Annotated in this window: 10 protein-coding genes; 6 read left to right on the plus strand and 4 right to left on the minus strand. The window is 60.4% G+C overall.

Going from position 1 to position 15,290, the window contains the following annotated elements; translation table 11 throughout:
* Positions 1-335: 335 nt before the first annotated feature.
* The 4 genes from E5J99_RS08310 to aspS form a co-directional block, all read right to left on the minus strand.
* Positions 336-989, minus strand: a complete 654-nt coding sequence (locus E5J99_RS08310) for a response regulator (protein ID WP_135497257.1) — start codon at positions 987-989, stop codon at positions 336-338.
* 292 nt (positions 990-1,281) lie between these two features.
* The gene (locus tag E5J99_RS08315; protein ID WP_135497258.1) at positions 1,282-4,347 is read right to left on the minus strand and encodes a sensor histidine kinase; all 3,066 of its coding nucleotides are present in this window, start codon (positions 4,345-4,347) and stop codon (positions 1,282-1,284) included.
* 569 nt (positions 4,348-4,916) lie between these two features.
* Positions 4,917-5,501 carry a transposase gene (locus E5J99_RS08320; RefSeq protein ID WP_135497259.1) on the minus strand — a complete coding sequence of 195 codons (585 nt, stop codon included), beginning with the start codon at positions 5,499-5,501 and terminating at the stop codon, positions 4,917-4,919.
* 131 nt (positions 5,502-5,632) lie between these two features.
* A complete protein-coding gene (gene aspS, locus E5J99_RS08325; protein WP_135497260.1) occupies positions 5,633-7,399 on the minus strand; it encodes an aspartate--tRNA ligase in 1,767 nt (588 codons plus the stop codon).
* Between the two features lie 446 nt (positions 7,400-7,845).
* Here aspS and E5J99_RS08330 point away from each other — a divergent pair, with 446 nt between their 5' ends.
* From E5J99_RS08330 to E5J99_RS08355, 6 genes are all read left to right on the plus strand, one after another.
* Complete coding sequence (locus E5J99_RS08330) at positions 7,846-8,745, plus strand: ABC transporter ATP-binding protein (protein ID WP_135497261.1); 900 nt, start codon at positions 7,846-7,848, stop codon at positions 8,743-8,745.
* Between the two features lie 162 nt (positions 8,746-8,907).
* Positions 8,908-12,531 carry an ABC transporter permease/M1 family aminopeptidase gene (locus tag E5J99_RS08335; RefSeq protein WP_135497262.1) on the plus strand — a complete coding sequence of 1,208 codons (3,624 nt, stop codon included), beginning with the start codon at positions 8,908-8,910 and terminating at the stop codon, positions 12,529-12,531.
* A 189-nt stretch (positions 12,532-12,720) separates the two neighbouring features.
* Entirely contained in the window at positions 12,721-13,185 is a 465-nt protein-coding gene (locus tag E5J99_RS08340; protein ID WP_135497263.1) for a hypothetical protein, read from the plus strand.
* Positions 13,186-13,350: 165 nt separating this feature from the next.
* The gene (locus E5J99_RS08345; protein ID WP_135497264.1) at positions 13,351-13,917 is read left to right on the plus strand and encodes a DcrB/PsbP domain-containing protein; all 567 of its coding nucleotides are present in this window, start codon (positions 13,351-13,353) and stop codon (positions 13,915-13,917) included.
* A gap of 206 nt (positions 13,918-14,123) precedes the next feature.
* Entirely contained in the window at positions 14,124-14,570 is a 447-nt protein-coding gene (locus tag E5J99_RS08350) for a nucleoside deaminase (protein ID WP_135497265.1), read from the plus strand.
* A gap of 107 nt (positions 14,571-14,677) precedes the next feature.
* Positions 14,678-15,286: a superoxide dismutase gene (locus E5J99_RS08355; RefSeq protein WP_135497266.1), complete on the plus strand. Its 609-nt coding sequence runs from the start codon at positions 14,678-14,680 to the stop codon at positions 15,284-15,286.
* The last annotated feature ends 4 nt before the right edge of the window (positions 15,287-15,290 follow it).

Below are 15,290 nucleotides of genomic sequence, written 5' to 3' on the forward strand. Positions count from 1 at the left end.
CGTTCTGCTTTCGGGCCGACCCGAAACTACACCGCCCAACCTCCGGTGGTGTGTGGACCGGAAATCGGGCGATGAATATCGGTTGCGGTAGCGCGTGGAGATACGCCAGCCGGCTTCAGGCTAGGGCAGGACGCCCAATGAGCCACAGGCCCAGCATCACAATCAGCACTTGGTGGCGTGGTTTTGGCATGACAACAGACGGTTTGGAAACAGTATCCAGTGGCTCCGCTTGCCCTCCGCCCAGCGGATTTGTCGAGGTCATTGGTCAGATTAAAGTTGCGATTTTCTGGCCTGCGAATCAATCACATGAACATGTGAGCGGGCCTTCATCCAGCTTAGGTCAGGCCCTGGCGCAGGGCCTTGCTTACGGCCTCGGTCATGGAACGCACGTGCAGCTTTTCGTATATTTTCTTGATGTGGGAGCGCACGGTATCGATGCTGATGCCCCGGTCGGCGGCAATCATCTTGTAGCTGTAGCCCTCTACCAGCAGCCCTAATATTTCCTGTTCCCGGGCGCTCAGGTTGGCCGGCGACTCATCGGGCACCGTGACCATGGGCTTGGAGCGCGGAAACAGACGCAGCACCTGCCGGGCAATGGCGGGCGTCATGGGAGCCCCGCCCAGACGCACTTCGCTGATGGCATCGAGCAGCTTCGCGGGCGGCGTTTTCTTGAGCAGGTAGCCATCGGCCCCGGCGCAGATGGCCTCAAATACCCGGTCATTGTCCTCAAACACCGTGAGCATGACCACATTCACCTGGGGTGCCACTTTCTTGATCCGCCGCAGGCCCTCAATACCCGTGATGCCGGGCATATCGATATCCATCAGAATAACGTCGGGAGTGAGGCGGGCAATATCGGTGGTGGCCTGCATGCAGTTGCCCAGCGCGCCCACCAGCTCCAGCCCCTGAGTGCCGGCAAGTAGCTGGCTGAGGCTGGCCCGCAGGTCAGAGTTATCTTCGTAGATCAGAACGCGGGTGGGAGTTTCCATCAGACACTAACAGGGAGAATGTTCAACTCTGTGAAGGTAGTGCACGGCGGAGCATAGTTGCGCCCACATGATAATGTGACTACCCGGCGGCTTACTCGCCATTGCTACGGGTGCATTGGCAGAATTGTCCTGCCTGCTCCGACGTCCGCGCAGTCGAAGCACCTCTCCCGCTCCGGTGCATTGCCAAATGTTTACCACTGCGGTAGAGATGCTTCGGCTTCGCTCAGCATGACGAACTTGGTGTTTTTAGCAATTCCCAAGTACACTGTCAAAACAAACAGGCTCTAATCAACTATTTAAGCGGCACGCTCAGCTGGAGGTCGGTGCCCTGCCCGGGGGCCGTGCGGATAGTCAGGGTGCCGCTCATGGCGGTGGCGCGGTTGCGCATGTTGGTCAGGCCGTTGCCGCCGCCCTGGGCCGGAGCGTCGGCGTCGAAGCCCACGCCATCGTCCTGCACGCTGAGCAGCAGCCGGTGGTGCTCATAGGTCAGCCGGATGGCGGCCTGGCGGCACTGGGCATATTTGGCCAGGTTATTTATGGCTTCCTTGAAGAGCAGAAAAAACTCCCGACGGGCCCGCATATCCAGCCGCAGACCTGCCACCGACGGATCGGCGCGGAAGGTGAAGTCGATGCCACGGGCTTCGAGCACATCGGAAGCGAAACCACGCATGCGGGCCACCACGTCCTCCATCGAATCGTGGGCTGGGTTGATGGTCCAGACGATATCGTCCATGGCATCGAGCATGCGGCGCGAGCTGTCCCCAATCTGGTCGAGCAGCACGGTGGCTTGCTCGGTGCGGTGGTGGTGCTGGTGGGTGCGGGCAATCTGGCTCAGAATAGAGATGCTGCTGAGCGTAGAGCCCATATCGTCGTGCAAATCACGGGCGATATTGTGGCGCACGCGCTCCAGAGCCAGCAACTGCCGTACCCGCAGCCGGTACCCCAGAAACAGCAGGCCAAACACCACCCAGCTGATCAGAATCCGGAACCACCAGGTGCCGTACCAGGGCGGCTGCACGATGATGGTAAGGGCCGTGCCGCGGGGGTTCCAGATGCCGTCGTTGTTGGTGGCTCGCACCCGAAACGTGTAGATGCCGGGGTCGAGGTTGGTGTAGGTGGCCTCGCGCTTGGAGCCCGCCTGCACCCAATCGGGGTCGAAATTCTCGAGCATGTAGGCATAGCGGTTCTTTTCGGGCTGGCGAAAGTTGAGAGCCGCGAATTCCAGGGAAAAGAAATAGTCGCTCGGGGCCAGCTCGATGCTGCGCCGCACGGTGATGCTGGTATCCAGATCGACGAGCTGATTAAACTTGCGAAATCCCGTCAGGACCACCGGTGGCGGCGTGGTATTGGTGCGCACGGTCGCCGGCGTGAAGCGCACCAGCCCATTGACGCCGCCAAAATAGAGCTGCCCGCGCTGGCCGTGATGGTAGCCGCCGGCGTTGAACTCATCGAAGGGAAGCCCGTCGCGCGTGTCGAAGGTAAAAAACTGCCTGCTGGCCGGGGTGAAGCGGGCCAGCCCCTTGTTGGTCGACAGCCATAGATGGGCCGTAGCATCTTCCAGCACCCCATACACCACATCGTTGGGCAGGCCCTGGGGCTCCCGGAACGTAGTGAACGTGCCTCGTGTGCGGTCATCGAGACGGCACAGGCCGCCGCCCTCCGTGCCAATCCAGAGCTGACCAGCGCGGTCTTCCAGAATAGAGCGCACAAAGTTGCTGCTCAGGCTGCGTGGGTCGTGGTCGTCGGAGCGAAAGGCCCGAAAACGGCCCGTTTTGGGGTTATACTGGCACAAGCCGCCGCCGCCGGTGCCCACCCACACCATACCGGCGCGGTCCTGAAGCACTACCCGCACGAAGTTGTTGCTGAGGCTGGTTGAATCGTGGGGAATATTGCGAAATACCGTAAACTGCTGCTGCCCGGGCTCGTAGCGGTTGAGCCCGCCCTCGGTGCCCACCCACAGACTGCCCTGCGGGTCTTCGTACACCGTCCGGACATAATCTTCGCTCAGGCTGCCCTTCACGGCCGGGTCGTGGCGGTAGTGCACGAAGCGCGTGGCTCCCGGCTCCAGGCAGTCGAGGCCCTGACTTTGGGTGCCCACCCACAAACGACCACGCCGATCCACACACACGGCCCGCACGAAATCTTCGCTCAGGCTGCCGGGGTCGTTGGGGTCGTGGCGGAACTGCCGCTGCTGGCCTGTGGCCGGGTCGTAGCAGCGCAGTCCCTTGCTTTCCGTGCCCACCCAGGTGCGGCCGGCCGCGTCTTCGCACACCGCCCACACGGGGCCATCCAGCCCGGGGTAGGTGGCAAAAGTGCTGGGCCGGGCCTCGAAGCTGCTAATGCCGCCCTCGGTACCCGCCCACAGCAGGCCCGAGCGGTCCTGAAACACTGATAGCACCACATTGTCGGGCAAAGTGGATGCGCTGCCGACCCGGTATTGGTATACCTGAAACGACCCGGTAGCCGGCTCATGGCGCACCAGCCCTTTGTTCGTCCCGGCCCATACTACTTGTTGCCGGTCCAGGAACAGGGCCCGAATGGCTTCGCCCATTTCGCCTGGCCGCCGACCCACGGCCTGGGGCCGGCCCGTAGCGGGCAGATACCAGAGCCCATCGGTTTCGGTGCCCACCCAGAGGCCGCCTTTTTGGTCTGGTTGCAGGGCAGTAATGGCACTGGCAGCCTGCCAGCGGGCATCGGGCTCAAGCTGTCCGGTGCTAGTATTCAGCGCACTGACCCGGCCCTCGCCCGTGCCGACCCACAGCGTACCAGTAGTGCTTTGGGCGATGGTCCGGACGGAATTGCGCCGCAGGTTTTCCAGGGGCGTGTCAGGGTGCGTGAAGCGGCGGAAGTTGTTCGTCGTGGGGGCGAAGCGGTGCAGGCCGCCTTCCGTACCCGCCCAGATCTGCCCGTTTCGGTCGCAGAACACGACCCGCACGAAGTTATCGGCTAAGCCGGTACTGAGGTCGGGCGCGTACTCAAACGTGCGAAAACGCCCCGTCACCGGGTTGTAGCGGCACAGTCCGCCCCCGCCCGTGCCCACCCACACGTGGCCCTGCTGATCTTCGGCCAACGACAGAATGAAATTGCTGCTCAGGCTGGCCGCGCGCTGGGGGTCGTTGCGGAACACCCGAAACTCGACGCCGTCATAACGACTCAGCCCATCCTGCGTGCCCAGCCACAGGAAGCCCCGCTTGTCCTGTAAGATGCTGTAGACGCTGTTTTCGGACAAGCCCTGCGCCGCTGTGAGCGTGCGGAACATGAGGGCGGAAGTAGTTTGGGCCGTTACGGCATGGCTCGCCCAGCTCAGCAGGAAGCTCAGGAAACCAATGCGCAGCCATGCCAGAAACGGATAAGTCATACAGGAAGCCAAGCTGCTAAGCAGTACACCACGCTACTGTGGGAATCCTAAGCTGATACTGGACTGCAACCTATGAATTTCCAGCTTTCACCCAAGCCGGTTCTACCAGCAAGAAGGTGGAAGGGCTTTAGTTTAGCTGAATGACTTTTCACGCGCCCGAAGCTCTAAACAATTTTGGGGTAAACAATTTGAAATTGTTTACCCCAAAATTGTTTAGAGCTGACCAAGGGTTGCTCCTATGCTAGAGTGTGTGGACAGCCAATGAAGCTGTTTAGAAAGTCACTGAAAACAAGTAGAACGGCATGCTTCACCTGGCGTCCGCGCAGCCGAAGTATCTCTATCGCTTCTTTGAACGGCTCCTACGAAGTGGTGGAGATGTTTCGACAAGCTCAACATGACCGGAAAACAACTTTCTAAACACCTTCAGTAAAAAGAACGTCATGTCTCGCGCCGCTCGATATGACGTTCCAGAAAGGTAAAATACCTCCCACAGCGCTACTATCCACACAGCCTAGTACAGCGACCAAAAGCGGCACCTGATCCTTCAGGTGCCGCTGCGCTATGCTTCCTCAACCGGCCCAATACGAAAGAGGCCACTGCTGCCATGTATCCGCCACGCCAGCACGCACCGGGTTTTCTAACGTGTAGGCAATGATGTTGCGCATTTCGGCCGCGTAGCGCACCACATGGTCGTAGCTTTCCCGGTGCCAGAACTGCCCGGTGCGCTTCAGCAGTCGATTGGCCTCGCGGGCCGTGTGGGCTTTCACCGATTGCAGCGCCCGTAGCATGGGCACACCGGCCTCCAGTAGCGTGGCTACCAGGTGCACATGGTTGGGCATCACACAGTAGCAAATCAGCGAATAGGCCCGCCCATCGAAGAAATGCAGGGCATCGGCGACCAGCTGCTCAATGGCGGGCAGCTGCAGCCACGTCGGGCCGTGCGCCGAGCCATCCAGCAGCGCGTCGAACTTGCCGAAATACCGCTTTTGCCGCACGTAGGAGGCTTCCTCCGTGGCCGCTTCGCCGTGGTACTCTTCCCGCAGCTGTTCCAGCACAGCCTCCGGTAACGAGCCGGCCAGCCGGAAGGTAACGAAGACCGTTTCGCCGGGCGGCAATATGTGGGGCAGATTGCGGCGATACTCATAAGGATTCATGATTCACTATAGCGTGGCACTGGTTGTAACGCGAAGTTCCACTTCGCGAGGCATTGAACGTTGACGTTGAATATACCTGACAACGTCGTCGTTCAATGCCTCGCGAAGTGGAACTTCGCGGTACAGGCAGGCTACTTTTTCTCCACCACCGCCGTAGCAATGCTCAATTCCTTGAGCTGAGCGCCGGAAATGGGCGAAGGCGAGTCAATCATCACGTCACGGCCGGAGTTGTTCTTGGGGAAGGCAATGAAGTCACGAATCGAGTCGGCGCCGCCGAAGAGGCTGCAGAGCCGGTCGAAGCCGAAGGCAATGCCGCCGTGGGGCGGCGCGCCGTACTCGAAGGCGTCGAGCAGGAAGCCGAACTGCGCTTTGGCTTCTTCATCCGAGAAGCCCAGCAGGCTGAACATGCGGGCCTGCACGGCCCGGTCGTGGATGCGGATGGAGCCGCCGCCCACTTCCACGCCGTTGATAACCATATCGTAGGCATTGGCCCGCACCTCGCCGATAGTGGCGGGGTTGTCGAGCAGGGCCATATCCTCGGGTTTGGGCGAGGTGAAGGGATGGTGCATGGCGAAGTAGCGGCCTTCTTCCTCGATGTATTCGAGCAGGGGAAAATCGACGACCCACAGCGGCGAGAACGTGTCCTTGTCGCGCAGGCCCATGCGGTGGCCCATTTCCAGGCGCAGCTCGCTCAGAGCCTTGCGGGTTTTACCAGGCTCACCGGCCAGCACCAGCAGCAGGTCGCCAGGGTTGGCGTTGAAGGCGACTTTCCACTTCTGCAGCTCGTCCTGGGAATAGAATTTATCCACCGACGACTTCACGCTGCCGTCGCCTTCCACGCGGGCGTACACCAGGCCGGTAGCGCCCACCTGGGGCCGCTTCACGAAATCGGTGAGCTCGTCGAGCTGCTTGCGGGTGTACATGGCCGAGTTCTGGGCGTTGATGCCCACCACGAGGCCGGCCGCGTCGAACACCGGGAAGCCCTGGCCTTTCACCACGTCGTTGAGCTCCACGAACTTCATTTCGAAGCGCGTGTCGGGCTTGTCGTTGCCGTAAAAGCGCATGGCATCGGCGTAGGTCATGCGGGGCAGCTCCCCGATTTCCAGGCCCTTCACTTCCTTAAACAGGTACTGCACCAGCTTTTCGAAGGTGTTCAGAATATCTTCCTGCGTCACGAATGCCATTTCGCAGTCGATCTGGGTGAACTCGGGCTGGCGGTCGGCCCGCAGGTCTTCGTCGCGGAAGCACTTCACGATCTGGAAGTAGCGGTCGAAGCCCGACACCATCAGCAGCTGCTTGAAGGTCTGGGGCGACTGGGGCAAGGCATAGAATTCGCCGGGGTTCATGCGCGACGGCACCACGAAGTCGCGGGCACCTTCGGGCGTGCTTTTGATGAGCACCGGCGTTTCGACTTCGATAAACTGCTGGCCATCCAGGAAGCGGCGCGTGGCCTGGGCCACACGGTGGCGCAGCATCAGGTTATTGCGCACCGGGTTGCGGCGCAGGTCGAGGTAGCGGTACTTCATCCGCAGGTCGTCGCCGCCGTCGGTTTCGTCCTCGATAAGAAAGGGCGGCAGCTTGGCCGGGTTCAGCACCGTGAGGCTGGCTACCCGAATTTCGATGCCACCGGTGGGCATCTTGTCGTTTTTGGAGTGGCGCTCGGCCACCGTGCCCGTCACGCTGATAACGTATTCGCGGCCCATTTCGCGGGCCTGGGCGCGGGTTTCTTCACTCTCCACACCTTCCTCCAGGGCCAGCTGGGTCAGGCCATACCGGTCGCGCAGGTCCAGCCAGAGAATACCGCCTTTGTCGCGGGTGCGCTGCACCCAGCCGCAAAGCGTAACGGTGTGACCAACGTGTTCGGGGCGAAGTTCGCCGCAGGTATGGGTTCGGAGCATAATCGAAGGGTAGTCAGATGAAAGAAGCGCGGGGCCGCTCGGCGCAAAGATAGGATTCATGGGCGCGTGCGCCATAAGCGGCGGGCAATGTGGCGGAATTTGCCGGTTGCGGCCCTAATTAGTCTAAGCTGGAAGCTGAGAAAATTTCGGATCATGCTCTATCTGGCGTCCGCGAAGTCGAAGCACCTCTACCGCAACAGTACCTAGATTTAGTTTGGCGGTAGAGATGCTTCGACAAGCTCAGCATGACGGTCTGTGCCCAACAACAGCAGCATGCCAGATGCTTCACTTTGCTCTGCATGACGATACTACAATGCACCCAAGTAGTTAAAATTCAGGCAGAATACATATTTCTATATATCTACCAGCAACCCCGGACAACCGTTGACTTGCTTCCGGTGTCTACCTCTCCACTCCCTACTTTCCACCCCATATCCTTGCAGACTATGGAACTGGTTATCGACAACCTCTCCAAAACGTACCCCAACGGCACCCAGGCCCTCAACAACGTTTCGCTGCGCATCGCGCCGGGCATGTTTGGCCTGCTGGGTCCCAACGGGGCCGGTAAATCGTCGCTGATGCGCACGATTTCCACCTTGCAGGAAGCCGATGCGGGCACCATTCGGCTCGGCGACCTCAACGTGCTGGAGCAGCCCGAGCAGGTACGGCAGGTATTGGGCTATCTGCCCCAGGAGTTTGGCGTGTACCCCAAGGTAACGGCCAACGAGCTGCTGGAGCACTTCGCGGTGCTCAAGGGCGTCAGCAACAAAGGGGAGCGGCGGCAGGTAGTGGATGCGCTGCTGCACCAGACCAACCTCTGGGAGGCGCGCAACAAGAACCTGGGCGGCTACTCGGGCGGCATGAAGCAGCGTTTCGGTATTGCCCAGGCGTTGCTGGGCAACCCCAAGCTCATCATCGTGGATGAGCCCACGGCCGGCCTCGACCCTACTGAGCGCAACCGCTTCCACAACCTGCTGGCCGAAATCGGTGAGGACCGCATCGTGATTCTGAGCACCCACATCGTGAGCGACGTGTCGGATTTGTGCCGACAGTTTGCCATCATCAACAAGGGCCGGGTGCTGTATACCGGCGACCCGCTGGTAGCCATTGAGGAAATGCGCGGGCAGATCTGGCGGCGCAGCGTGCCGAAAGCCGAGCTGGCCAGCTACCAGCAGCAGTTCGCGGTGATTTCCTCCCGCCTGTTTGCGGGCCAGACCATCATCCACGTGCATAGTCTGGCTCAGCCCGCCCACGGCTTCGAACCGGTGGAGCCCACGCTGGAAGACGTGTACTTCGCCCGCATTCACGCCGCCGAGCAAGTGGCCGTGGAGGTGGCAAAGGGGTAAACCAGAACGTCATGCTGAGCGAAGCCGAAGCATCTCTACCGCAGTAGTAATCAAATCACTTTGGCGGTAGAGATGCTTCGACAAGCGGACGCCAGATGGAGCATGACGTCCCTTTCCGCCACCATCGGCGCAAGCTGTACCTGACTTAGAAACCAACGGACCATGTTCCTCGAAATCTTCCTGTTTGAAATTCGCTACCGGCTGAAACGACCGGCTACCTACATCTACTTTGCCTTGCTGGCCGCCATAGCCTTTCTGCTGATGCTGGCCGTGGGGGGAGTGTTTGGGGTGCGCGTCAGCATAGGAGGCGGGGGCGGCCGGGTGCTGGCCAACTCGCCCTTCCAGATTACCGCCATTCTAATGGTGCTGAGCTTGTTCGGCAGCTTTATCACCTCATCCATGATGGGCACGCCGGTGTACCGCGACTTTGAGCACCGCACCCATTCGCTGTACTACACCACGCCCATCAGCAAATTGGGCTACCTGGGCGGGCGGTTCCTGGGCTCGTTTGTCGTCACGGTCGGGGTCTTTCTGGGCGGGGCGCTGGGCTTGTGGCTGGCCACCTACTGGCCCACGATGCTGCCCGATAAACTGGGCCCCAACCACCTGGCCACGTATCTGCAGCCCTACCTGCTTATCGTTATTCCCAACCTGTTTCTGACCGGGGCCATCTTCTTTACCGCCGCTACGCTTTCCCGCTCGGCGCTGGCTATCTACCTGGGCGGCGTGCTGTTTCTGGTACTCTATGTTGTCAGCGACGGTATCAAGCAGAACTTCGACAACGATACGGTAAAGAACCTGCTCGACCCGCTGGGTGCCGGCGCCATCAACCTGACCCAGCGCTACTGGACCGTGGCCGAGCGCAACTCCCAGCTGCTACCCTGGAGCAGCTATATGGTACAAAACCGCTTGCTCTGGGGCGCGGTAGCCGCGCTGACGCTGGCGGCGTGTTACAGCTTTTTCCGGTTTTCCTTCGCCAATAAAGCCGACTCGGGCTCCCGCCGCAAAGCCGCCGCTGACGCCGAAACGGACCGGCCCACGACCCTGAAGCTGCCCGTCGTCACGCCGCGCTTTACGCCGGGGCTGGCCTGGGCGCAGGCCGGGCGGCTGGGGCGGCTGGAGTTTTTCAGCACCGTTCGCAGCGTCTACTTTATCGGTATTCTGGGCGCGGGGCTGCTGTTCCTGCTGATTGCGGGCCTGCAGGTAGGTAAGATATATGGTACCAACACCTACCCCGTAACGCCCGTGGTGGTGAAGCTGCTGATGGGCGCCTTTAGCCTGTTTCAGCTCATCATCATCATTTTCTACTCGGGCGAGCTGGTGTGGCGGGAGCGGGATGCCAACATTCACCAGATCTACGACGCCATGCCCATGCCGAGCTGGGTGCCCTTCGTGGCCAAGCTCGGCGCGCTCATGCTCATCCAGGTGCTGCTGCTGGCCCTGGTGATGCTCTGCGGGGTGCTGCTGCAAACCGGTATGGGCTACTTCCGCTACGAGCTGGGCCTGTACGTGAAGGAGCTGTTCGGCTTTCAGCTCATCAGTATGCTGCTGCTCTGCGTGCTGGCCATGCTGGTGCAGGTGCTGGTGAACAACAAGTTCATGGGCCACGCCATCATGATTCTGTACTATGTGTTCAGCATTTTCAAGGATCAGCTGGGCCTGGAGCATAACCTGTACAGCTTCAACTCCGACCCCGGCGTGCAGTACTCGGCCATGAACGGCTACGGCCACTTCGTGCTGCCCTATTTCACCTTCAAGTTCTACTGGGCGGCCTTTGCCGTGATGCTGGCCATTGCCAGTAGCCTGCTGTGGCCCCGGGGCACCGAAACCCGCTTTTCGTGGCGCTGGCAGCAGCTGCGCTATAGCTTTTCGCCGGCCCTGCGGGTGGTGGCGGGCGTGGCCTTGGTGGTTTTCGCGGGCCTGGGAGCCTATATTTTCTACAACACCAACGTGCTGAACCAGTACCGCTCCACGGCCCGGCAGGACGAGCTGCGGGCCCGCTACGAGAAAACCTACAAGCCCTACGCCCGCCGGTACCAGCCGCGCGTGGTGGCCGTGAACGTGGCCGTGGATATATTTCCCGAACAGCGCGACATCCGGTTTCACGGCTCCTACTGGCTGCTCAATGGCAGCGCCCGGCCCATCGACTCGGTGCAGCTCGTCGGCGATGCCCAGGCCCGGGTGACGCAGCTGCAGCTGGGCCGCCCCAGCCAGGAAGTGCTCCACGACCAGCTCGGCGACCTGTATTTCCGCATCGTGCGCCTGGCCCAGCCCTTGCAGCCCGGCGACTCGGTGCAGCTCCACTTCGATTTGACCTACACCAACCCGGGCTTTCTCAACAGCGGCTCGAATACCAGCACGGTCTATAATGGCACGTTTGTCAACAGCTCCGCGCTGCCGCACATCGGCTACCAGGAAGGCTTGGAGCTGGTCGATGATGATGTGCGCAAAGAGCAGGGCCTGCGGCCCCGGCCCCGCATGGCTGCCGTCGGCGACCCGGTGGCGCGGATGAAGCCCTACGTCAGCAACGACGGGGACTGGATTCGCTTTGAAGCCACGGTGAGCACCACGCCCGATCAGGTGGCCGTGGCGCCGGGCTACCTGCAAAAGGAGTGGACCACGGGGGGCCGCCGCTATTTCCACTACAAAATGGACGCGCCCATTCTGAACTTCTACTCCTTCCTCTCGGCCCGCTACGCCGTGTATAAGGATAAGTGGAAAGACGTACCGATTGAAATCTACTACCAGCCGGGCCACGAGTACAACCTCAAGCACATGGCCACGGGCGTAAAAAAGTCTCTGGACTACTACACCACCCACTTTGGCCCCTACCAGCACCGGCAGGTCCGCATCCTGGAGTTTCCGGGCTACAGTAGCTTTGCCCAGAGCTTCCCCAACACGATTCCCTTCTCGGAAAGCATCGGCTTCGTGGCCCACGTCGACTCCACCGACCCCGAGGATATCGACTACCCGCTCTACGTGACGGCCCACGAGGTGGCCCACCAGTGGTTTGGCCACCAGATTGTGAGCGGCAACGTGCAGGGTGGCACGCTCATGTCGGAAACCCTGAGCCAGTACGGGGCCCTGATGGTGATGAAGCACCTGTATGGCGAGCAGAAAATGAAGCGTTTCCTGCGCTTCGAGCTGAACTCCTACCTGACCGGCCGCGCCATGGAGCGTAAAAAGGAAGTGCCGCTCTATCTGGTCGAAAACCAGCCCTATATCCACTACCGCAAAGGCTCGCTGGTGATGTACGCCCTGCAGGACTACCTGGGCGAGCAGGTCGTAAATGACGCCATCAAAGAGTACCACGACAAAGTGGCCTACCAGCGCGCCCCGTTTACCAACTCGGTGGAATTCCTAACGGCCCTGCGCCGGCACACCCCGGATTCGCTCCAGTCCCTGGTGACGGACCTGTTTGAGCGCATCACGCTGTATGAGAATAAGGTGGACTCGGCGGAGTACCGCAAGCTGCCCAACGGCCAGTACCGCGTGCAGTTCACCATCGACACCAAGAAGCTCTACGCCGACTCGCTGGGCAATGAAACCGCCGATACCCGGTCCCGCTCGCTGATTGAGGTGGGCGTGATGGGCCGTAAAAAAATAAACGGCAGCTGGCAGGACGTGCCCCTTTTAATGCAGAAGCGCCGCCTGCGCCCCGGCCACCACCGCCTCGAATTTACTGTGCCCCGGAAGCCGGAGCGCGTCGGCATCGACCCGTATAACAAGCTCATCGACCGCAACCCCGACGACAACCTCAAAGCGCCCGAGGAGAAGAAGGCGTAGCGCGTATATTATCCTCGTTCTGAAGCCCGGCCCGCCACGGCCGGGCTTTTTGTTTGGGCGCCGGGCTAACGCCAGCCGTACTACCTTCGTACCCCAGACCGGCGGCTTGCGGACCGCAATAATTTTGGCCCGGATTCTGCAATGCGCCTCCCCGATACTGCTTACCTGCTTTCTCCCCTCCTCCTGAATATGAAACGTACCGTTCTTTTCGCCGCTGCCGCCCTGTTGGCTTTTTCCACCGCCCAGGCCCAGACGTCGCCGACCAAGATCAAAACCAAGTCCAAAACGGAGTCGGGCACCACGGTTAAAACCAAGACGGAAGCCGACGCCGAGCCCGTGACCCTGAACGGCCCCATCAAGCGGGTAGAGACGCTGTCGGGCATCGACGTATTCCCCGCCTCGGGCGGCAATACCATCATGCTCAGCTTCACCCAGCAGTTCACCAAGCCCGGCACGCTGGTGATGACCGACTACAAGAACAAGCCCGTGTACACCACCGCGCTGGACCCGAACAACAACACCGGTCAGCCCGTGGATCTGGGCCGCATTCCGGCCGGTACCTACATGATAGAAGCCAAAACCGGCAACTACGTGTACTGGAAGAAGGTGCGCATCAAGTATCCTTCGGCCCCTGTGTCGAGAAAACGTCGCTAGAACCGCTATAAGGCCTTAGTTCGCCTCCGGAATCGTTCTGATTTCGGGGGCGTTTTATTTCGGCCGGCTTTCCGGAACAGGCCCTCCCGGCTGGCGCGTTTCATCCACTACTTTCCTGCCGCGCCGCGCTCCTTCGCGGTGGCCCGGCTACCTTGCCGCTCGCTTATGAAAACATTCCCCTTTTCCGGCCGTCTGGCGGCCCTGCTGCTGGCAGTGGTGCTGCTCACCGCCTTTGGCGGCCCCAAGCTGACCAAAACTTCCGTTGGCAAAGGCATCACCATTGGGGTGCCGGCCGGCTTCACGGCCCTGCCCGACGAGGGCATTGCGGTAAAATATCCCGCGCCCCGCAAGCCACTGGCCGTTTTCACCAACCCCAGCGGCCGCGTCGATTTGAGCGTCGCCCAGAAGCCGACCACGTTTTCGGACCGGGACTACGCGCTACTGCTGAAGATTTATAAGGCCAGCATTCAGAATATGTATTCCAAGGTGGAATTTCTGTCGGAGGATATTCGCACCGTCAACAAGCGCGACTTCGTGGCCCTGGAGTTCGTTTCGTCGGTGGCCGACAACAAGCGCGGCAGCAATCTGACGCCGATTCGTCGCTACCAGTTTGTGCAGTATGCCATTCAGGGCGACCAGCTGCTGGTGTTCACCTTCAACTGCCCCGCCGACGAGCAGGCCCAGTGGCGCCCCACGGCCCAGGCCCTGATGCAGAGCATTACGGTGAAGTAGGAAGATGGCCGTTTGTCATTGCGAGCAACGCGAAGCAATCCGTCCTCTGAAATGTAGAAAGCACTCTTCTGTGAAAAGCCCTTAATCGTTGCATACGAATAAGGGCTTTCTGGTAAAAGGATGGGGAAACCTTCGCAGAGGACGGATTGCCTCGTCATTCTCCCTCGCAATGACACATTAAACTCACTATCTCACCATCTCAGTTTATGACCCTTTCCCTGTATTCCGACGAGCAGTACATGCGCGAGGCGCTGAAGCAGGCGCGCTATGCCTTGCAGGAGGAGGAAATTCCGATTGGGGCCGTGGTGGTGATGGACAAGCAGATTATTGCCCGCGCCTACAACCAGACGGAGAAGCTGCGCGACGTGACGGCCCACGCCGAAATGCTGGCCCTAACGGCGGCGGCCAACTACGTGGGCAATAAGTACCTGGCCGACTGCACGCTGTATGTAACGGTGGAGCCCTGCGTGATGTGCGCCGGGGCCAGTTTCTGGGCGCAGGTGAAGCGCGTGGTATACGGCGCAGCCGAGGAGAAGCGTGGCTTCCGGCGGCACGGCAACCTGTTGCACCCCCGCACTGAGCTGGCAACGGGCATTCTGGCCGACGAGTCGGCTGAGCTGATGCGGCAGTTCTTCGCGCAACGGCGTAAATAACCTACTTTTGGTTCCTGCTGAGCTTACCCGCCACAACCCTGGCGGGGGCATTGTAGTTACTACCTCGTCCCTTTCCTTCTCATCATCCAACTCAACCTTCACGGCTTATGACTTTCGAACTGCCCCAACTTCCTTATAGCCACGACGCGCTGGAGCCTCATTTCGACGCGCAGACGATGGAAATCCACCATACCAAGCATCACCAAGCCTACGTTACCAACCTGAACAACGCCGTGGCCGGCACCCCGCTGGAGGGTAAGCCGCTGGAAGAAATTCTGCAAAACATTGCCAGCGCGCCGGCTCCCGTGCGCAACAACGGCGGTGGTCACTGGAACCACTCCCTGTTCTGGACTATTCTGAGCCCTACCGGTGGCGGCGAGCCTACCGGAGCCGTGGGAGAAGCCATTACCCAGGCTTTCGGCAGCTACGAGAAGTTCAAGGAAGAATTCACCAAAGCCGCCACCACGCGCTTCGGCTCGGGCTGGGCGTGGCTGTGCAAGCAGGCCGATGGCTCGGTTCAGATCTGCTCGACTCCGAACCAGGACAACCCACTGATGCCCGACACCGGTTGCAAAGGCACACCCGTATTGGGCCTCGACGTGTGGGAGCATTCCTACTACCTCAAGTACCAGAACCGCCGCCCCGACTATATAGCGGCGTTCTACAACCTGATCAACTGGGACGAAGTGAACCGCCGTTTTCAGGCTGCTAGCTAAGATC

This window comes from Hymenobacter elongatus (genome assembly GCF_004745955.1).
Taxonomy (GTDB): Bacteria; Bacteroidota; Bacteroidia; order Cytophagales; family Hymenobacteraceae; genus Hymenobacter; species Hymenobacter elongatus.